General features: G+C 73.1%; 14 protein-coding genes. 9 read left to right on the top strand and 5 right to left on the bottom strand.

Annotated elements, in window-relative coordinates; all coding sequences use genetic code 11:
- Positions 1-154: 154 nt before the first annotated feature.
- Positions 155-2,035: a PucR family transcriptional regulator ligand-binding domain-containing protein gene (locus tag SCWH03_RS18105; RefSeq protein ID WP_173265356.1), complete on the bottom strand. Its 1,881-nt coding sequence runs from the start codon at positions 2,033-2,035 to the stop codon at positions 155-157.
- Positions 2,036-2,321: 286 nt separating this feature from the next.
- On the opposite strand from SCWH03_RS18105, the gene SCWH03_RS18100 reads away from it, so the two are divergent.
- The 5 genes from SCWH03_RS18100 (at position 2,322) to SCWH03_RS18080 (ending at position 9,246) form a co-directional block, all read left to right on the top strand.
- The gene (locus SCWH03_RS18100; protein WP_173265295.1) at positions 2,322-3,212 is read left to right on the top strand and encodes an FAD binding domain-containing protein; all 891 of its coding nucleotides are present in this window, start codon (positions 2,322-2,324) and stop codon (positions 3,210-3,212) included.
- Positions 3,213-3,214: 2 nt separating this feature from the next.
- On the top strand, positions 3,215-3,835 hold the full coding sequence (locus SCWH03_RS18095) for a (2Fe-2S)-binding protein (protein WP_173265355.1): 621 nt from the start codon (positions 3,215-3,217) through the stop codon (positions 3,833-3,835).
- 4 nt (positions 3,836-3,839) lie between these two features.
- The gene (locus tag SCWH03_RS18090) at positions 3,840-6,248 is read left to right on the top strand and encodes a xanthine dehydrogenase family protein molybdopterin-binding subunit (protein WP_173265294.1); all 2,409 of its coding nucleotides are present in this window, start codon (positions 3,840-3,842) and stop codon (positions 6,246-6,248) included.
- A gap of 290 nt (positions 6,249-6,538) precedes the next feature.
- Positions 6,539-8,002 (top strand): NCS2 family permease, encoded by a 1,464-nt coding sequence (locus SCWH03_RS18085; RefSeq protein ID WP_173265293.1) that lies wholly within the window; start codon positions 6,539-6,541, stop codon positions 8,000-8,002.
- A 107-nt stretch (positions 8,003-8,109) separates the two neighbouring features.
- Positions 8,110-9,246, top strand: a complete 1,137-nt coding sequence (locus tag SCWH03_RS18080; protein WP_173265292.1) for an XdhC family protein — start codon at positions 8,110-8,112, stop codon at positions 9,244-9,246.
- Between the two features lie 126 nt (positions 9,247-9,372).
- On the opposite strand, the gene SCWH03_RS18075 is transcribed toward SCWH03_RS18080, so the two are convergent.
- Together SCWH03_RS18075 and SCWH03_RS18070 are read right to left on the bottom strand one after the other, a co-directional pair.
- The gene (locus SCWH03_RS18075; protein WP_173265169.1) at positions 9,373-9,528 is read right to left on the bottom strand and encodes a hypothetical protein; all 156 of its coding nucleotides are present in this window, start codon (positions 9,526-9,528) and stop codon (positions 9,373-9,375) included.
- Between the two features lie 67 nt (positions 9,529-9,595).
- Positions 9,596-11,869: an FUSC family protein gene (locus tag SCWH03_RS18070; protein WP_173265291.1), complete on the bottom strand. Its 2,274-nt coding sequence runs from the start codon at positions 11,867-11,869 to the stop codon at positions 9,596-9,598.
- A gap of 667 nt (positions 11,870-12,536) precedes the next feature.
- On the opposite strand from SCWH03_RS18070, the gene SCWH03_RS18065 reads away from it, so the two are divergent.
- The 3 genes from SCWH03_RS18065 (at position 12,537) to SCWH03_RS18055 (ending at position 15,236) form a co-directional block, all read left to right on the top strand.
- Positions 12,537-13,454, top strand: a complete 918-nt coding sequence (locus tag SCWH03_RS18065; protein WP_173265290.1) for a DMT family transporter — start codon at positions 12,537-12,539, stop codon at positions 13,452-13,454.
- Between the two features lie 252 nt (positions 13,455-13,706).
- Positions 13,707-14,186 carry an SPW repeat protein gene (locus SCWH03_RS18060; RefSeq protein ID WP_173265289.1) on the top strand — a complete coding sequence of 160 codons (480 nt, stop codon included), beginning with the start codon at positions 13,707-13,709 and terminating at the stop codon, positions 14,184-14,186.
- Positions 14,187-14,315: 129 nt separating this feature from the next.
- The gene (locus SCWH03_RS18055) at positions 14,316-15,236 is read left to right on the top strand and encodes a MurR/RpiR family transcriptional regulator (RefSeq protein ID WP_173265288.1); all 921 of its coding nucleotides are present in this window, start codon (positions 14,316-14,318) and stop codon (positions 15,234-15,236) included.
- 345 nt (positions 15,237-15,581) lie between these two features.
- Here SCWH03_RS18055 and SCWH03_RS18050 read toward each other — a convergent pair whose 3' ends face one another.
- Positions 15,582-16,271 (bottom strand): class F sortase, encoded by a 690-nt coding sequence (locus SCWH03_RS18050; RefSeq protein ID WP_173265287.1) that lies wholly within the window; start codon positions 16,269-16,271, stop codon positions 15,582-15,584.
- A 132-nt stretch (positions 16,272-16,403) separates the two neighbouring features.
- Positions 16,404-17,237: a hypothetical protein gene (locus SCWH03_RS18045; RefSeq protein ID WP_173265286.1), complete on the bottom strand. Its 834-nt coding sequence runs from the start codon at positions 17,235-17,237 to the stop codon at positions 16,404-16,406.
- 511 nt (positions 17,238-17,748) lie between these two features.
- On the opposite strand from SCWH03_RS18045, the gene SCWH03_RS29170 reads away from it, so the two are divergent.
- Complete coding sequence (locus SCWH03_RS29170; protein WP_254076826.1) at positions 17,749-18,024, top strand: hypothetical protein; 276 nt, start codon at positions 17,749-17,751, stop codon at positions 18,022-18,024.
- The last annotated feature ends 276 nt before the right edge of the window (positions 18,025-18,300 follow it).

The following is an 18,300-nucleotide window of genomic DNA, read 5'->3' as shown; positions in this document are numbered from 1 at the left end:
CCGGTGCCCCCGTCCGGTCACCCCGACCACCTCCGCCGACCACCTCCGCCGACCACCTCCGCCGACCACCTCCGCCGACCACCTCCGCCGACCACCTCCGCCGACCACCTCCGGTGGCCCCGACCGCCCCGCCGCATGGGCCCCCGGGGCTGCCTCAGCTCATCCGCAGGGCGAGGAAGAAGTCCAGCTTGTCCTCCAGTCGCGACAGGTCCCGGCCCGTCAACTGCTCGATCCGCCCCACCCGGTAGCGCAGCGTGTTCACATGCAGATGGAGCCGGTTCGCGCAGCGTGTCCAGGAACCGTCGCAGTCCAGGAACGCCTCGAGTGTCTCGACCAGCTCGGCGCGGTGGCGGCGGTCGTAGTCGCGCAGGGGGTCGAGGAGCCTGGCCGTGAACGCCCTGCGTACGTCGTCGGGGACGAACGGCAGCAGCAGGACGTGTGACGCCAGCTCGTGGTGGCCGGCCGCGCACACCCGGCCCGGCCGGGCGGCCGCGACGCGGCGGGCGTGCCGGGCCTCCTCCAGGGCGCCGCGCAGCCCTTCAGCCGAGTGGACGGCGGCGCTGACGCCGAGCGTGAGGCGGCCGTCGTCGGCGAGCCCGGCGGAGAGCGTCTCGCGGACCGTGGCGAGCAGGGCGTCCGCGTGCAGTGCGGTCCGGTCCATGCCGCGCTCCGCCTCAGCGGCGCCTGACTCCCCGCCGTCTTGCTCCCCGCTCTTCCCACTCTCCCCCTTCCCGCTTTCTCCCGTTCCCGCCTCTCCCTCCCCACTGCTTGTCTCCCCACTGTCTCCCCCGCCGTCGCGTGCCCCGCCGTCGTGTGCAGGCTCGCCGGCTCCCCCCTCGCCGTCTGCCGTGCCGGCCCGCGCCCCCCCGGCGGTCCCGGCCGCCGGGAGCGGGACGAGCGCCACGGCCTCCGTGCCGGTGTGGGCGACGGCGATCCGCTCCGCGGTCTCGGAGGCCGGGTCCGCCGGGTCCGCGAGGATCTCCTCCAGGAGCGACTGGGCTGCCGGGCCGGCCTCCACGGGGGAGCCGCCGCCCTGTGCGTCCCAGTCGATGCGGGCCACGACGACCTGCCAGTGCGGCGCCGTGCCGAGGCCCGGCAGCAGTACGGGGGCGGCGACTCTCAGCCTGGCGGCGATCTCGGCGGGCGGGGCGCCGGTCTGGACGAGTTCCAGGACCTCCTGGGCGAGGCGGCGCCGCACCGTGCGGGCCGCGTCCCGCCGGTCCCGTTCGACGGCGATCAGCTGGGTGACGCCCTGCAGCAGGTCGAGCCGGGCGGCGGGCCAGTCGGAGGCGTCGGCCTCCACGGCCAGCAGCCAGTCGGACAGCACGCTCTCCCGGACGTCCCGGGAGGCCGGAGCGGGGGCCCGGCCCGTGTTCCGGATCGGGAACAGCGAATACGTGGTGCCGCCGACGGTCGCGCGGTGCGGTCCGCGCCGTCCCGTGCGGGTCGCGGCCAGATGCTCGGCGGCCAGTGCGGCGCCGGTCCCCGACGGCAGCGGTTCACCGGCGCCCGCGACCGGGCGCCCGGTCGGGGACAGGACCCAGGCGCGGAGGTCCAGGTCGGAGCCGAGGAGGTCGAGGACCACCTCGGGGCCGCCGCCCGTGGGCCCCGAGGTCATCAGCCGGCGGTGGCGTTCGACCACGGCGGCCAGGTCACCGGCCCGCTCTCCCGACACCTGGCGTACCACATGCTCGGTGATGGTCGCGAACGCGACGTCCTCGTCCACGGCGAAGAGCGGCAGCCGGTGCCGCTCGCAGGCCAGGACCAGGTCGTCCGGGATGCCGGCGAGCTCCGCCTCGCCCGCTGCCAGTCCGACGACCCCCGCGCCGGCGAGAATCCGCACGAACGGCTCGGAATCGTCGGCGCCGTGCCGCCAGGCGAGCCCGGTGAGCACGAGTTCACCGCCCGAGAGGTAGCGGCTCGGGTCGCGCAGGTCGGTGGTCATCACGCCGCGGACGGTGCGGTCCAGCTCGTCGTCGCCGCCGAGCAGCCGCAGTCCCAGCGCCTCGGTCTCCAGCAGTGCGCGCAGCCGCATCTCGTCGCCGCCGATCTGTCGTGTCGTGCCGTTGGGCTGTGGTGAGAAGGGGAGGGGGCCGGGGTCATGAGACGAAAACGGACGGGTCAACGGCCTCCGCCTTTCGTTCGAATCTACAAGACGAGGGTGGAGGCCAGCCAACTCCTTCATGGTTTCGGTGACTGCACCCGGCGGGGCGGTCCTTGTGTACTGGGCCGCACCGCGTTAACAGGACATGTACATCCCGCCAGGGCCGGCCGTTCCCGGGCCCCAGTGAACGACCTATCTCACGGAGAAGAGAGCCGCCATGGACTTCCTTCGCCCCGCCAGCTGGGAGGAGGCGCTCGCCGCGAAGGCCGAGCACCCCGCCGCTGTGCCCATCGCGGGTGGCACCGACATCATGGTCGAGATCAACTTCGACCATCGGCGGCCGGAGCACCTCCTGGACCTGAACCGCATCACCGAGCTGAGCGAGTGGGAAGTGGGCGGGGAAAGCGTCCGGCTCGGCGCCTCCGTCCCGTACACGCGGATCATGGAAGACCTCCGGACCGAGCTGCCCGGTCTGGCGCTCGCCTCCCACACCGTCGCCTCACCGCAGATCCGCAACCGCGGCGGCGTGGGCGGCAACCTGGGCACCGCGTCCCCCGCCGGTGACGCCCACCCGGCCCTGCTGGCCGCCGGCGCCGAGGTCGAGGCGGAGTCGGTGCGGGGGAGCAGGCTCATCCCGATCGACGCGTTCTACACCGGTGTGAAGCGCAACGCGCTCGCCCCGGACGAGCTCATCAGGGCCGTCCACGTCAAGAAGGCGGACGGACCCCAGCAGTACGCGAAGGTCGGCACCCGCAACGCCATGGTCATCGCCGTGTGCGCCTTCGGTATCGCGCTGCACCCCGGGACCCGCACGGTGCGCACCGGCATCGGCTCCGCGGCGCCCACCCCGGTGCGCGCCGAGGCGGCCGAGGAGTTCCTCAGCGCCGCGCTAGAGGAGGGCGGCTGCTGGGACAGCGGCGGGGCCATCACCCCCTCGGTCGCCAAGCGGTTCGCGGAGCTCGCCTCCGGCGCCTGCAACCCGATCGACGACGTCCGGGGCACCGCGCGGTACCGCAGGCACGCGGTCGGCATCATGGCCCGGCGCACGCTCGGCTGGACCTGGGAGCAGTACCGCCGAAGCGGCCGCACACTTGAGGGAGCTGCATGACCATGCGGGTGAACTTCACGGTCAACGGCCGTCAGCAGCAAGCCGACGACGTCTGGGAGGGCGAGAGCCTCCTCTACGTGCTCCGCGAGCGCCTGGGGCTGCCCGGTTCCAAGAACGCCTGCGAGCAGGGCGAGTGCGGTTCCTGCACGGTCCGCCTCGACGGCGTCCCGGTGTGCTCCTGCCTGGTGGCGGCCGGGCAGGTCGAGGGCCGAGACGTGGTCACCGTCGAGGGCCTTGCGGACTTCGCCCGGCAGCGCGCCGAGCACGGACACGGGGGACGGCAGCGCGCCGAGCACGGACACGGCGGATGCGCCACGGGCGCCTGCGGCACGCCGCTGCAGGAGGCCCGGCGGTGGAGCGCCGGCGGAACGGACTCGCAGACCGGCGAGGGCGCCGAACTGTCACCAGTCCAGCAGGCGTTCATCGACGCCGGCGCCGTGCAGTGCGGCTTCTGCACCCCGGGCCTGCTGGTCGCCGCCGACGAACTGCTGGAGCGCAACGCCTCTCCGTCCGACGCGGACATCCGTGAGGCGCTCTCCGGCAACCTGTGCCGCTGCACCGGCTACGAGAAGATCCTCGACGCGGTCCGCCTGGCGGCCGCCCGCCAGGGAGAGGCGGTCTGACACCATGGCACCCGACACCCGGGCCGACGCCGTCCCGGCCGGCACCCCCACCAAGGTCACCCAGGGTTCGCAGTCCAGGGGCGGCATCGGCGAGTCCACCCTCCGCCCCGACGGCACCCTCAAGGTCACCGGCGAGTTCGCCTACTCCTCGGACATGTGGCACGAGGACATGCTGTGGGGCCAGACGCTGCGCTCCACCGTCGCCCACGCCGAGATCCGCTCCATCGACATCTCCGAGGCGCTGGCCGTGCCCGGCGTCCACGCGGTCCTCACCTACGACGACCTGCCGACGGACACGAGGAACTACGGACTGGAGATCCAGGACACGCCCGTCCTCGCGCACCGGAAGGTACGCCACCACGGCGAGCCGGTGGCCCTGGTCGCCGCCGACCACCCGGAGACCGCCCGCCGCGCCGCCGCCAAGATCAGGATCGACTACGCGGAGCTGCCGCTGATCACCGACGAGGCGTCGGCGACGGCCCCCGGCGCCGTCCTCGTCCACGAGGGCCGCGACGACCACCACATCGGCCACGTCCCGCATCCGAACATCGTGCACCGCCAGCCCATCGTCCGCGGCGACGTGGCCCGGGCCCGCGAGCGCGCGGACGTCATCGTCAAGGGCGAGTACGTCTTCGGCATGCAGGACCAGGCCTTCCTCGGCCCGGAGTCCGGGCTCGCCGTGCCCGGCGAGGACGGCGGTGTCGACCTGTACGTCGCCACCCAGTGGCTGCACTCCGACCTCCGCCAGATCGCCCCGGTCCTCGGTCTGCCCGAGGAGAAGGTGCGGATGACGCTCTCCGGCGTCGGCGGGGCCTTCGGCGGCCGCGAGGACATCTCCATGCAGATCCACGCCTGCCTCCTCGCGCTGCGCACCGGCAGGCCCGTGAAGATGGTCTACAACCGCTTCGAGTCCTTCTTCGGCCATGTGCACCGGCACCCGGCGAAGCTGTCCTACGAGCACGGCGCCACCAGGGACGGCAAGCTCACCCATCTGAAGTGCCGGATCGTGCTGGACGGCGGCGCCTACGCGTCGGCTTCCCCCGCGGTCGTCGGCAACGCCTCCTCGCTGTCGGTCGGCCCGTACGCCGTCGACGACGTCGACATCGAGGCCGTCGCCCTGTACACCAACAACCCGCCCTGCGGCGCGATGCGCGGCTTCGGCGCGGTGCAGGCGTGCTTCGCCTACGAGGCCCAGATGGACAGGCTCGCGGCGGAGCTGGGGATGGACCCGGTGGAGTTCCGGCAGCTCAACGCCATGGAGCAGGGCACGATCATGCCCACAGGGCAGCCGGTGGACTCCCCGGCGCCGGTCGCGGAACTCCTGCGCCGCGTCAAGGCCCGCCCGCTGCCGCCGGAGCGCCAGTGGGAGACCGCGGGCGGCGAGGCCGATGTGCGCGCCCTGCCCGGCGGACTGTCCAACACCACCCACGGCGAGGGCGTCGTCCGCGGCGTCGGCTACGCCGTCGGCATCAAGAACGTCGGCTTCTCCGAGGGGTTCGACGACTACTCGACGGCCAGGGTCCGCATGGAGGTCGTCGGCGGCGAGCCGGTCGCCACCGTGCACACCGCGATGGCGGAGGTCGGCCAGGGCGGTGTCACCGTCCACGCCCAGATCGCCCGCACCGAGCTGGGCGTCACCCGGGTGAGCATCCACCCGGCCGACACCCGGGTCGGCTCCGCCGGATCCACCTCCGCCTCCCGCCAGACGTACGTCACCGGCGGCGCGGTGAAGAACTCCTGCGAGCTGGTCCGCGACAAGGTCCTGGAGATCGGCCGCCGCAGGTTCGGCTCCCACCACCCGGCCTGGGCCACCGCCGAGCTGCTGCTCGAAGGCGGCAAGGTCGTCACCGACGCCGGCGAGGTCCTCTCCGACCTGGTGGACGTGCTTCAGGACGAGGCCGTCGAGGTGGAGGCCGAGTGGCGGCACCGCCCGACCGAGGCCTTCGACCTGCGCACCGGCCAGGGCAACGGCCACGTCCAGTACTCCTTCGCGGCGCACCGCGCCGTCGTGGAGGTGGACACCGAACTCGGCCTGGTGAAGGTGGTCGAGCTGGCCTGTGCCCAGGACGTCGGCAAGGCGCTGAACCCGCTGTCCGTCGTCGGGCAGATCCAGGGCGGCACCACCCAGGGTCTGGGAGTGGCCGTCATGGAGGAGATCATCGTCGACCCGAGGACCGCGAAGGTGCGCAACCCCTCCTTCACGGACTATCTGATCCCCACCATCCTCGACACCCCGACGATCCCGGTCGACGTGCTCGAACTCGCCGACGAGCACGCCCCGTACGGGCTCCGCGGCATCGGCGAGGCGCCGACCCTGTCCTCCACCCCGGCCGTCCTCGCGGCGATCCGCGACGCGACGGGCCTGGAGCTCAACCGGACGCCGGTGCGGCCGGAGCACCTCACCGGCACCTGAGCCGCCGGGGTTCCGGGGGGCCACCGCCCCGGAACCCCCGCCGCCGCGACGGGGGCGCACAAGGACCTCCGGGGACCAGTCCCCGGGAAGCCGGGCGGCGCACCAGGCGCCCGGCACCAGCAGCACCCGAAGAACTGCGGACCGGACCCCGAGGGTTCCCCGCCCCGCAGACCGTTCGCCTCGGGCCGTCCCCCGGGTCGTGCAGCCAGCGCAAGATCCCAAATCCCGCGACTCGAGCGAGGTCTCGACTGCCCCGCGGGTGCCCCTGTGAACCTTGGGAGTAGGCAACCATGACCCAGTCGTCAGTGGAGCCGAGAACCGCCGCCGAGGACGCCGGCTCCGGCTCGCGCGTCCCCGCCGGACGGTCCTGGCTCGACCGGTACTTTCACATCTCCGAAAGAGGATCGACTCTCGCGCGCGAGGTGCGCGGCGGCATCACCACCTTCATGGCGATGGCGTACATCCTCCTGCTCAACCCCCTGATCCTCAACGGCGAGGACGTCGCGGGCAACGTCCTCAGCCAACCGGGGCTCATCACCGCGACCGCCTTCGCGGCGGCGGCGACCACCCTGCTGATGGGCTTCGTCGGCAAGGTCCCGCTCGCCCTCGCGGCCGGCCTGAGCGTCTCCGGCGTCCTCGCCTCGCAGGTCGTCCCCCAGATGACCTGGCCGCAGGCGATGGCCATGTGCGTGATGTACGGCCTGGTGATCTGCCTGCTGGCGGTCACCGGCATGCGCGAGCTGATCATGAACGCGATCCCGCTCGCGCTCAAGCACGGCATCACCATGGGCATCGGCCTGTTCATCGCGCTGATCGGCCTGGTCAAGGCCGGATTCGTCGGCAAGGGCGCGGAGTTCGGCCCGCCCGTCACCCTCGGCGCCGGCGGTGAACTCGCCGGCTGGCCGGTCCTGGTCTTCTGCTTCACCCTGCTGCTGATCTTCATGCTGCAGGCCCGTGCGATACCCGGCGCCATCCTCGTGGGCATCGTCGCCGGCACCGTCGTCGCCGTCGCCGTCCACAACATCGTCGGCCTCGACGCCAAGGCCTGGAACATGTCCCCGCCCGAGCTCGCCGGCGGCGCCGTCTCCATGCCCGACTTCTCGCTCTTCGGGCACGTCGAGTTCGGCGGCTGGGGCGACATCGGCGCGATCACCGTCGGGTTCATCGTCTTCACCCTGGTGCTCGCCGGCTTCTTCGACGCGATGGCCACCATCATCGGCGTCGGCACGGAGGCCAGGCTGACCGACGAGCGCGGCCGGTTGCCCGGCCTGTCCAAGGCCCTCTTCATCGACGGCGCGGGCGGTGCGATCGGCGGTGTCTCCGGCGGCTCCGGCCAGACGGTGTTCGTCGAGTCCGCGACCGGCGTCGGCGAGGGGGCGCGGACCGGCCTCGCCTCGGTCGTCACCGGGCTGTTCTTCGCCGCCTGCCTCTTCTTCACCCCGCTCACCGCGATCGTGCCGCCCCAGGTCGCCTCCGCGGCCCTGGTCGTCATCGGTGCGATGATGATGCAGAACGCCCGGCACGTGGACTGGGGGGACCGCGCCGTCGCCGTCCCGGTCTTCCTCACCGTCGTGCTGATGCCGTTCACGTACAGCATCACCCCCGGTGTCGCGGCGGGTGTCATCTCCTACGCCGCCATCAAGGCCGCCCAGGGCAAGTCCCGGGAGGTGGGCGGTTTCATGTGGGGCCTGACCGCCGTCTTCCTCGTGTTCTTCGCACTGAACCCGATCGAGGGCTGGCTGGGGGTCCGCTGAACCCGATCGAGGGCCGGCCGGGGCTCCGCTGAGCCCGGTCGAAGGCCCGCTGGGTCCACCGGGCCCGGCCGCGCCCTCCACGCATCCACCACCTCGAGGAGACCGACATGCTGGACATCGCCGACGAGCTGAACCGGTGGGTCGGGCAGGGGCGCGACTTCGCCGTCGCCACCGTCGTGGCCGTCGGCGGCAGCGCACCCCGCCCGCCCGGTGCCGCGCTCGCCGTCGACCGCGAAGGCACGGCCGTCGGCTCGGTCTCCGGAGGGTGCGTGGAGGGCGCCGTCTACGACCTGTGCCGGCAGGCGCTCGCGGACGGCCGGTCCGTCCTGGAGCACTTCGGCTACAGCGACGACGACGCCTTCGCGGTCGGACTGACCTGCGGCGGGACCATCGACGTCCTCGTCACCCCGGTCCGCGCGGACTCCCCCGGCCGCGACGTCCTCGCGGCAGCGCTTGCCGCCGCCGCACGAGGGCAGGCGGCGGCGGTCGCGCGGATCGCCGACGGGCCCGCCGAACTCATGGGCCGCGCACTCCTCGTCCGTGCCGACGGCTCCTGCGAAGGCACCCTCGGCGGCCACCCGGAACTCGACCGCACCGCCGCCGCCGAGGCCCGCGCCCTGCTGGAGGCCGGGCGCACGGGCACTGCCGGCATCGGGGCGGACGGCTCCCGCTGCGGCCGGCCGCTCACCCTGCTCGTCGAGTCCAGCATGCCCGCCCCGCGGATGATCGTCTTCGGGGCCGTCGACTTCGCCGCCGCGCTCTGCCGCGTCGGCAAGTTCCTCGGCTACCACGTGACCGTGTGCGACGCCCGCCCGGTGTTCGCCACGAGGGCCCGCTTCCCCGACGCCGACGAGATCGTCGTCGCATGGCCGCACCGCTACCTGGAATCGACCGAGGTCGACGGCCGCACCGTGCTCTGCGTCCTCACCCACGACGCCAAGTTCGACGTACCCCTGCTCGAGCGGGCCCTGCGGCTGCCCGTCGCCTACATCGGGGCGATGGGCTCGCGCCGCACCCACCGGGACCGCGACGCCCGGCTGCGCGAGGCGGGCGTCGGCGAAGCCGAACTCGCCAGGCTGCGCTCGCCGATCGGCCTCGACCTCGGGGCGCGTACGCCCGAAGAGACCGCGGTGTCCATCGCGGCGGAGATCGTCGCCGGCCGCCGAGGAGGCGGCGGCGCCCCGCTGACGGGCGCCCACACACCGATCCACCACGACGGCCCGCGCGTGCCGGGACGATCCTGAGCCCGTCGGCCGAGCCGCGGCCGCCCGGGGACATGGAATGCTCTCCGGGGCTCTCCGGGGCTCGCCGGGGAACGCCCGGGCGGTCGCGGCGACCGCGCCGCCGGCACGGCCGTACGGCTCGGCCCCTCACCCGCCCGGGTGCCGCCCCGGTGCCGCGGCCAGGGCTCCGACCGGTCCCGCGACGGCTCCCCAGCCGAGGCCGACAGCCACCGCCGTCCACAGCCGGGGCTGCAGCGATACCTCGCCGTCGGTGAGCAGGCCCGCGGCCCCGTATCCGGCCACGCGGCACATCACCGCCGGCCAGGGCCGACCCCGCGGCGGCCCCCTCCTCGCGGGCTCCGGGCGGCGGTCAGGCCCGGTGCCGGCCGGCCGTCTCCGGCAGTCCGGCCTCGATCCGGGCCAACTGGGCGTCGAGGCCGCGCAGCCACACCTCGAGGTCGACCAGCGCGGGCAGCGGCGGCCCGGCGGGCGAACAGGGCGCGGACCGGGTCGCGGCGCCGGTCGCGGCGCGATCCGGCGGACGGTCCCCCGCGCACAGGCAGGCGAGCCGGACGGTGGTGTCCGCCACCGCGCGGGCACCGGCCCGTGCCCGGTCCGCGGCGTCCGCCGGAAGCGCGGCCGCGGGCAGGTCGAACCGGGGCAGCCAGTGGGCGCCGAGCAGGACCTGACGGGCCGCGATCAGCACGGCGTGCCAGTCGGCGCGGGCGGTTCCGCTGCCGGCCGGTTCGCTGCGGAACTGGTCGTACGCGGCCTCGGCGAGGCGCAGCCGGTGCAGGGCGGGCTGCGTCGGCGGGGGAGTGCCCGAACCCGGCGGCATGGCCGTCAGCACCGCGACGGTTCCCCTGACAAGGGGGCCGCACGCGTGCAGCAGCTCCGCCATCGTCCGCCGCACCTCCCGCCGGGCGCCGGCCGGCCAGGCGAGCAGCGCGCACAGCAGCCCGATGGCGCTCCCGGTCACCACGTCCACGATGCGCGCCTCGGCCAGCTGCCAGGTCGCCGGGGCGATCTGGGCGAACGCGATGGCGACCACGAGGGTGAACAGCCCCTGCGCCCAGGCGATGCCCAGCAGCGGCCCGAGCGCGAAGGCGAGCAGCATGCCGGGAGCGAGGAGCGCGGCGTACACGTCGGTGTGCTGCCCCAGGCCGATGAGCAGGCCGCCCGCGGCGACGGCGCCCACCAGGTTGCCCGCGACCGCCCTGCGGATGGCCGCCCAGGTCTGGCCGAAGGTGGTACGGCTCAGCGTCAGCACCGCAAGCAGCACCCAGAACCCGTGGTTGAGGCCCAGCGAGCCGGCGACGAGCCGAGCGGCGGCGAGGGCGAGCGCGATCCTCACGGCGTTCTGGAACTGCACCGAGTGCAGGGTCATATTGCCGGTGAAGCGGCGGATCCACAGCTGAGGGGCGGGAGTATGGGCGTACCAGAACAGCTCCCGCGGCTCGATCGGCGGGGTGCGCCGCCCGTCGAGGCCGACCCGTACCGAGATCTCCAGGATCCGCACCGACTCGGCGACGGCCAGTACCGCGGCCTGCCGGTGCAGCACCTGTACCGGGGGCACGTCGGCGGGGGGCCCCGTCACCTGCCGTACGCGTGTCTGCTGGAAATCGTGGATCGCCTCGTCCATCCGGTCCGGTCCGGAGGAGGGACGGCCCGCCCGCAGGGCAGCCCCGGTCTCCTCGCAGAGGGACGCCATCTGCGGCAGCAGCGAGCGCGACGCCGCGTCCGCACCTTCAGGGGCCCCGCCGCCGCTCACGGTGCCGTCACCGCTCCCGCTCCCGGTGCTGCTTGCGCTGCTGTTCCCGCCCCCGGCGCCGCCGTTCTCGGGCCGGTCCCCGCTCCTGCTCCGGGTGCCGCTCCCGCCGCTCCCGCCGCCCCCGGCCGGGTTCCCAGGGACGAGCGGACGGAGTTCGCCGGACTCGGTCAGATGGGCCAGTTGTTCCAGCAGCCGGCGGGCCGCACCGCCTGCGTGGGAGAGTCCGCGGACCGCGCGGCCGGGACCCGCCGGACGCTCCGCCGGCGGGAACTGGGACAGCCGCAGACGCGCACCTGCGGCCCGCAGGTCCTCGGGGGAGAGGCGGATTCGGCCCGCGAGGGTGTCGCCGGCCGTGGCCACGGCCCCCGCGAGAGCCGTCCGGTAGTTCGGGCCCGCTGACTGCGGCAGCAGGAGCAGCTCGCACAGTGCCAGCACCAGCACCCCGAAGACGAGCCCGGCCAGCCGTAGCCACAGAGTCTCCGGCTGGTAGGGCGGGAAGCAGGCCAGGATGTAGAAGAGCTGGAGTCCCGGCCCCGCCCCGGCCGGGCGCGGCCCCGCGACCGCGGCGAAGGAGAGCAGGAAGCCCACGACGAGCATGCCGAGCGCCGCCGCCCACGTCTGCACCGCCAGCAGGGTCCCCAGGGCCACCAGCAGCAGACCCACCGGGAGTGCCCTCAGCATCACCACGGCGCGCTGCCGACCCGATCCGGGGATCGAGGACAGCAGACCGAGGGCGATCGGCGCGAACAGCGCGTAGAGCGCGAGCACCGGCTCGTCGAGCCAGTACAGGAAGGGGTAGAAGCCTGCGGACGCGGCGAGGGACACCCGCAGCGACCGGTGCAGGATCTCCGTCCGCTCGGCGCCGCTCTTCACGGCGGGCCCCCGCCGCGAGCGGTCCGGGCCGCCGCCGGACGGAGTTCACCGGGGGCCCGGGCGCGGGCGCCGGGTCCCGCGGCGGTGCCCGGCCCGCCCCGGCCTGGCCCGGCTCGGTCCGGTACGGCCCGGCCCGATGCTGCCCGGTCCGGTACGGCCCGGCCCGATGGGGGGAACCCGGGCCGGATGCAGGGCAGTGCGTCCGTGACCGCGATGGCGGCCCCCGTCCGGGCGGCCGGTGAAGACTCAGCGCGCATGAGCACGTTCCTCTCGGGCCGACGCCGCCGTGGCGGCGTGGACGGGCCGGACAGCGACCCGCTGCCCATTGTGGGACGGCCCTGACGGAAGCGCAGCCCGGCCGCCCCGCCCTGTCCTCCGCCCGTGCCCGGGGGTGAACGGGGGCGGGGCTGCGGTGAGGGGTGGGGCCGCCGCGGCGGTGCCCGATGCGGCCGGTGCTGGTCACCGGGGCAGAGTCCGGGGGCCCGGACGGCGAGTCCGCGGTGGCGTGGCCCTCGCCCGGCCCGCGGTCGGGCGTTCCCGAACGGCCCGCGGTCGGGCGTCCCCGAACGGCCCGCGGTCGGGCGTCCCCGATCGCGGGGTGCCCCACGCCGGTTCACGATGGCAGGAGCCACAGCGGCCACGGGGTGGGAGGCGGGAGGATCGGACGGTGCAGTCGCTCCTGCTGCCGGTGGCCTTCGCCCTCGCCTCGGCGCTCAGCAACGCCACCGCCACCGTGCTGCAGCGCCAGGAGGCACTCAAGGTGCCCGGCTCCAGCGGTCTGCGCCCGGGGCTGATGCTCGATCTGCTGCGCCGCCCCCTCTGGCTGGCCGGGATCGCCGCCGTCCTCGTGGCGGGGGTGTGCCAGGCCCTGGCGCTGAACACCGGGCCGCTGGCCATCGTCCAACCGCTGTTCGTGCTCGAACTGCCGCTCGCGCTGATCATCGCCTCGACGGTGATGCACCGGGGGCTTCCCCGGGCCGGCTGGGCGGCAGTGGGCCTCGTCGTGGTGGGCCTCGGTGTCGCCCTTGCCGCGCTGTCCCCGGCCGGAAACCGCACGCAGGTGCCCCTGGACCGCTGGGTACCGGCGCTCGCCTTCTGCGGAGGGGCGATCGTGGTGCTCTCCGCCGTGGCCCTGCGGCGTCCCGTGGGACGCACCCGCGCCGCCCTCCTGGGCACGGCCACCGCCATCAGCTACGCCCTCACCGCGGCGCTGATGAAGTCGGCGACCCATATCTTCGAGGACGAGGGAGCCGCGGCCTTCTTCACCTCCTGGGAGGTGTACGCCTTCGCGGTCACCGGCGGCACCGCGCTGTTCCTGCTGGAGAACGCCCTGCAGGCGGGCCCGCTGGTCGCCTCCCAGCCCGCGCTGACCCTCGGGGACGCCACCCTGAGCCTGCTGTTCGGAGTCACCCTCTACGAGGAGCATGTGCGCACCGGCTGGTGGCTGCTGCCGGAACTGCTGGGGCTCGCCCTGATCACCTTCGGCGTGTTCACCCTCGCCAGGATCCCCCTCGCGAAGTCCCTCGTCGCGGCCGACAAGACCTCCGGTGCCGCGCCTCCCCAGTCCGGGCAGACCATGCCCTGAGCCGGGCGGGACCATGCCCTGAGCCGGGCGGGCACCGCCCCGCCGGCCCGCGGGAGCGCCCCGGAAGGCTCTGAGGGGGGATGGCCCGGGAGCGGGTTGCCCGGGAGCGGGTCCAGGGTCGTTCGGATCGTCAGGCCGCCCGGTGGCTGTCTGAGTGGGGATCGCCCGCAAGGGGATTGAGGGAATCGGCCGAGAAGCGTTTCATTGCAGATGAATGGGCACGAACAGACGCTTCCGAAGGAGGCGGCCCGGATGACCACCCACCAGCCCGGCATCGAGCAGCACCCCGACCTCGTCCAGATGCGCGCACGTTTCGAACGCGCCACCACGTCGCCACGCGGCCAGGTGACCGAGACGCTGGCCCTGCTCACGGGCCTCTACCTCGCGGCCTCGCCGTGGATCGTCGGTTTCCACGGCCTCACCACCCTGGCCGTCACCAACCTGATCTGCGGTGTCGCCTTCGCCCTGTGCCTGGGCGGGTTCGGCTCGGCCTACGAGCGGACCCACGCCATGGCCTGGTGCGCCATCGTGATCGGCACCTTCGTGACCTTCTCACCGTGGATCGTCGCCGGGAACGTCGCCGTCACCGGCAGCGTCGTCAGCAACGTCGTCACCGGCATGGTGGCGGTCTTCATCGGCGTGGCCATGGCCGGTATCACCGACCGCTCCGGAGCGCCGCGTTCCGCACAGGCCTCCGGGGGCCGGAGCGGCGGCCCCGGCCTCCCGGGCTGACGCCCCTGTCCGCCGCGAGCGCCCCGGCCACCCGGCGGGCTGGGGCCTTGCGCCGGCACGATCGGTCCCCCGGGCCACGACACATGGTGAGCTATGTTGAGCGGGAGCGGGACGAGAGGGAGGCACACGGTGCCATCAAGGCAGCGGGCGCGCGCACAGGCGTCTGCGATCACGCCGGGGAGACAGGCCCCGGACCCGGAGCCGGCTCCTGTGGAGAGGGTCCGCGCGCTGTTCGGCGGACACCGGCTGTCGCCCGGCCAACGGCGCATCGCGCAGTACATCGCGGACCATCTCACCGAGGCCGCCTTTCTTTCGATCACCGATCTCGCGGACCGTGTGGGCGTCAGCCAGCCGTCGGTGACGCGCTTCGCCGCATCGGTCGGCTTCAGCGGCTACCCGGCGCTGCGGGAGGCGTTGCAGCCCATCGCGCTCAGCGCGGTGGCCGGATCACCGGAGGCGGTCGAGAGCCGGCGCAACGAGTTGCAGACGGCGGTCGACGCGGAGATCGCCAACCTGGAGAGCCTGCGCCGGAGGTTCGCCGACACCGGCCAGGTGCTCGAGGTCGGCCGCGAGCTGGCCCGGTCGGTGCCTTTGACGGTTCTGGGACTGCGGATCTCCACGTCGCTGGCGGAGTACTTCGCCTATGCCGCCCGCCGGATCCACCCGGATGTACGGCTGGTGTCCCGTGGCGGGAGCGTGGCGTACGACGCGCTGCTGCAGTCGCGCGAGGCGGGTGGGACCTGGGTGCTGGCCTTCGCCATGCCCCGGCATGCCAAGGAGACGCTGGCGGCCGTGCGGGCTGCCCGCCGTGCCGGACTGCGGACCGCCCTGATCACGGATCTCACGCTGGGACCGCTCGTGGAGGAGGTCGATGTGGCCCTCACCGCGGGTACCGGCTCGCGGCTCGTGTTCGACTCCTATTCCGCCCCCGGTGTGCTGTCGGCCGCAATCCTCCAGGCGATGGCGGACGCGGATCCCGAACGCACGCAGCGGCGACTTGAGCGGTACGAGCACGCCGCCGAACAGCACGACTTCTTCTTCGAGGACTGAGCCCGCCGCCGGCCACCCCTCCCCGGTGAGAGGAAAGGGGGACTCTCGCACCCAGAAGAGCATGAATTTTTTCATGCCCTTGCTTACTTGGCGGTAAATATATTTACTTCGAGTGGCACTGCGGACGACACTCCTCCTCGTCGGCCCCACGGTGTTCTGTTCGGGCAGTCCGCTCCCCTCGGACGCCCCCGGCGGCTCCGGTCAACCCCTGGGCCGGAGCCGCCGGTCGACAGCGTCACGAGAAGGAGACCAGCCGACCGGCAGCCCCCCCGGGGCCATGCTCACCCTGCCGCTGCCGCTGCCGCTGCCGCTGCCGCTGCCGCTGCCGCTGCACGTGGCCGGGGCTCAGCCGTTCTTGACGGAGTCGAGGTGGGCGAACACCACGACGTTGTCCTTGTAGTCCTTGGTCTTCTTGTCGTACACCCCGCCGCAGGTGATCAGGCGCAGCTGTGCGTCCGGTGCGTCGTTGTAGACCCGCGCACTGGGGAAGGCGGCCTTGCTGAAGGTCTCCACGGAGTCGACCTTGAAGGTGGCCACCTTGCGGTCCTGCCGGGTGATGTCGATCGTGTTCCCCGGCTTGAGCGCGCTGAGGGACTCGAACACCGCGGGTCCCGTCATGGTGTCCAGGTGGCCCGCGAGAATGGAGGTGCCCTTCTCGCCGGGTGTGGCGCCCTTCCCGTACCAGCCCACCAGATTCTTGTCGTGGGGCGGCGGCGCGTTCAGCTGCCCGGTCTTGCTGAGCGCCAGCACCGTGAAGGGGGCGTTGACCGAGATGGCGGGGATGGCGATGCGCGTCGGGGCGGAGCGCGCCAACGGAGGATGGACGGCAGCGGCTTTCGGCGGGCTCTTGGGGGCGGGGGCGGGCGACGCGGGGCGGGCCTGGGAGGATTCCGCCGGCTGGCCGCCGAGCGAGTTGTAGCAGAGCAGTCCGCCCAACACGGCCGCCAGGACCGGCCATAGCAGGGTCTGGCCGAGTGAGCGGGGCGGTGCAGGCTCTGGGGGCGTCGGCGAGCCGAGCGGTTGCCTGGCGTTCATGCGAGAGGCCTTTCGTGTACCGGGACGCGGCCGGGAGAAGCGGATCGGGGCGGGGAAACGCATCGCCGCGGCCGCCGTCCGGGAGGACGACGGCCGCGACAGCGCAGCGAACTGCGGTTGATGCGGCCTCGATCAGGCCGAGGTGCCGGTCACGCCGCGACGGCGCAGCTTCCAGGCTCCGGCGCCGATGCCGCCGAGCATGAGAAGCGAACCGGCCGCCAGGCTGCCGTTGTTCATCGCGAGCCCGCCGCCGCCGGCGTCGACGCTGCCCTTGGGGTCGTCGTCGTCATCGTCGTCGTCGTAGTCATCGTCGTCGTCGTCGTGGTCGTAGTCGTCCTTGTCGTGGTGCTTGTGCTTCCACTTGTGGCCGTGGTCGTCCTTGCCGTAGTCCTTCTTGTCGTCGTCCTTGCCGTGGTCGTCCTTCTTCGAGTCCTCTCCCTGCTGGGAAGCGTTCTCGTCGGTCTTCGAACCCTCCTGCTGCTGGGAGGCGTTCTCGTCCTTCGCCGAGCCCTCCTCCTGCTTGGAGCCCTGGCCCCACTCGTCGTTCATGACCGATGCGAGGAAGCCGCCGCCGGCGTCGACGCCGCCCTTGGGCTCGTCGTCGTGGTCGTCGTCGTCGTCGTGGTCGTCCTTGTCCCACTTCTTGTAGTGGTCCTTCTTGCCGTGGTCGCCGTGGCCGCCGTGGTCGTCCTTGCCGTGGTCGTCCTTCTTGTCGTCCTCCTCGGCCACAGCGCGGCTCAGGAAGCCGCCGCCGGTGTCGACGCCGCCCTTGGGCTCGTCGTCGTCGTCATCGTCGTCGTCGTGGTCGTCGTCGTCGTAGTCGTCGTGGTCGTCCTTGTCCCACTTCTTGTAGTGGTCCTTCTTGCCGTGGTCGCCGTGGTCGTCCTTGCCGTGGTCGTCCTTCTTGTCGTCGTGGTTGCTGGACGAGGAACCGTTGTCGCGGCCCCAGTCCTCGGCCAGCGTCATCGCGTAAGCGGTAGGTGCGGCAATCGTCAGAACCGCGGTAATAGCGGCTGAGGCGCACAGGGTGCGGGCAGAGCGCATGAGATCCCATTCCTTTCGCCGCGACTGCGAAGGCTGACACATCGTCGGCTCATCGGATCGCAGCAGCGACGAATTCACCGTCAGGCGGATTGCGGCTTCGCACCAGCCGAGAACGTCGCATTCGAGGGACTTCGTCCGCTCTTCGGGTGGCGACACGCCGACTATTCACTCGTTGGGCGGCGGCCCGGTCGATACGCGATCCCGCGGCGCTCTCCGCAGCCTCCGCGGGCCGGCTCCCGGCGGACCTCCGAAGCGCTCCCGGCGTCGCGAATCCCGGGCTCGTCGCCTGCTGCGCCCATCCGGAGGCGGGTCGGCTTCGAACTACTCGTGTCACGTGTGCACGGCGGCGACGACGTGCGAGTGCGATGTCCGGCGCTCCGGACAAGGTCCCCGGCGAGGAGGTCCGGGAGGCCCTGGGAGAAAGGCGGGTCAGATGGCCGTTTCCTTCCGCCGACTCGTGGCCGTCGCAGCCGCCTCGGGGGTGCTCGTCGGAGGTGCCTTCGTGTCGTCCGCGGGCGCCACGGCGGCCTCGTCGGTGCCTGCCTCCTCCGTAAGGGCCACTCACAGCCTCGGCGAATCCGGCGGTCCGGACTGGGACCGCTGCACATGGCGCAAGGGGCACTGGGAGCAGAAGCACTCCAACGACGGCTGGGAGGACAAGTGGGTCCCGGGCCGCTGGGACTGCCGTGACGGTGGTGGGCGCCGCTGACCGGCCGCGACCGCGGGCGCCGCCGACGCCGCCGACGCCGCCGAGGAGGTCGAAGGCACCGAGGACCGGCGAATGCTGGTGACTGCCGGAACAGGACCGGGCAGCGGGACGGAACCGGGCTGAGAGACGAGAGGTGACCGGTGGACGCGCGAACCGTCACCCGAGAACCACGCTCCCCGTGGCTCCAGGCGTGCGGCTCCTTCCGATCGGTGATGGCATGGTGACGAACGAGCCTGCACGGCACCCCTGGTGCCCAAGAGGAGCAAGGGGGCGCGA

Source organism: Streptomyces pacificus (assembly GCF_011766325.1).
Taxonomy (GTDB): domain Bacteria; phylum Actinomycetota; class Actinomycetes; order Streptomycetales; family Streptomycetaceae; genus Streptomyces; species Streptomyces pacificus.
This window is presented reverse-complemented; position numbering and strand designations above follow the sequence as displayed.

Bases quoted from the DNA above. Each gene is read 5' to 3' on its own strand.
- SCWH03_RS18105 (WP_173265356.1), bottom strand. From the start codon at position 2,035: ATGCGGCTGCGCGCACTGCTGGAGACCGAGGCGCTGGGACTGCGGCTG.
- SCWH03_RS18100 (WP_173265295.1), top strand. From the start codon at position 2,322: ATGGACTTCCTTCGCCCCGCCAGCTGGGAGGAGGCGCTCGCCGCGAAG.
- SCWH03_RS18095 (WP_173265355.1), top strand. From the start codon at position 3,215: ATGCGGGTGAACTTCACGGTCAACGGCCGTCAGCAGCAAGCCGACGAC.
- SCWH03_RS18090 (WP_173265294.1), top strand. From the start codon at position 3,840: ATGGCACCCGACACCCGGGCCGACGCCGTCCCGGCCGGCACCCCCACC.
- SCWH03_RS18085 (WP_173265293.1), top strand. From the start codon at position 6,539: ATGACCCAGTCGTCAGTGGAGCCGAGAACCGCCGCCGAGGACGCCGGC.
- SCWH03_RS18080 (WP_173265292.1), top strand. From the start codon at position 8,110: ATGCTGGACATCGCCGACGAGCTGAACCGGTGGGTCGGGCAGGGGCGC.
- SCWH03_RS18060 (WP_173265289.1), top strand. From the start codon at position 13,707: ATGACCACCCACCAGCCCGGCATCGAGCAGCACCCCGACCTCGTCCAG.
- SCWH03_RS18050 (WP_173265287.1), bottom strand. From the start codon at position 16,271: ATGAACGCCAGGCAACCGCTCGGCTCGCCGACGCCCCCAGAGCCTGCA.
- SCWH03_RS18045 (WP_173265286.1), bottom strand. From the start codon at position 17,237: ATGACGCTGGCCGAGGACTGGGGCCGCGACAACGGTTCCTCGTCCAGC.
- SCWH03_RS29170 (WP_254076826.1), top strand. From the start codon at position 17,749: ATGGCCGTTTCCTTCCGCCGACTCGTGGCCGTCGCAGCCGCCTCGGGG.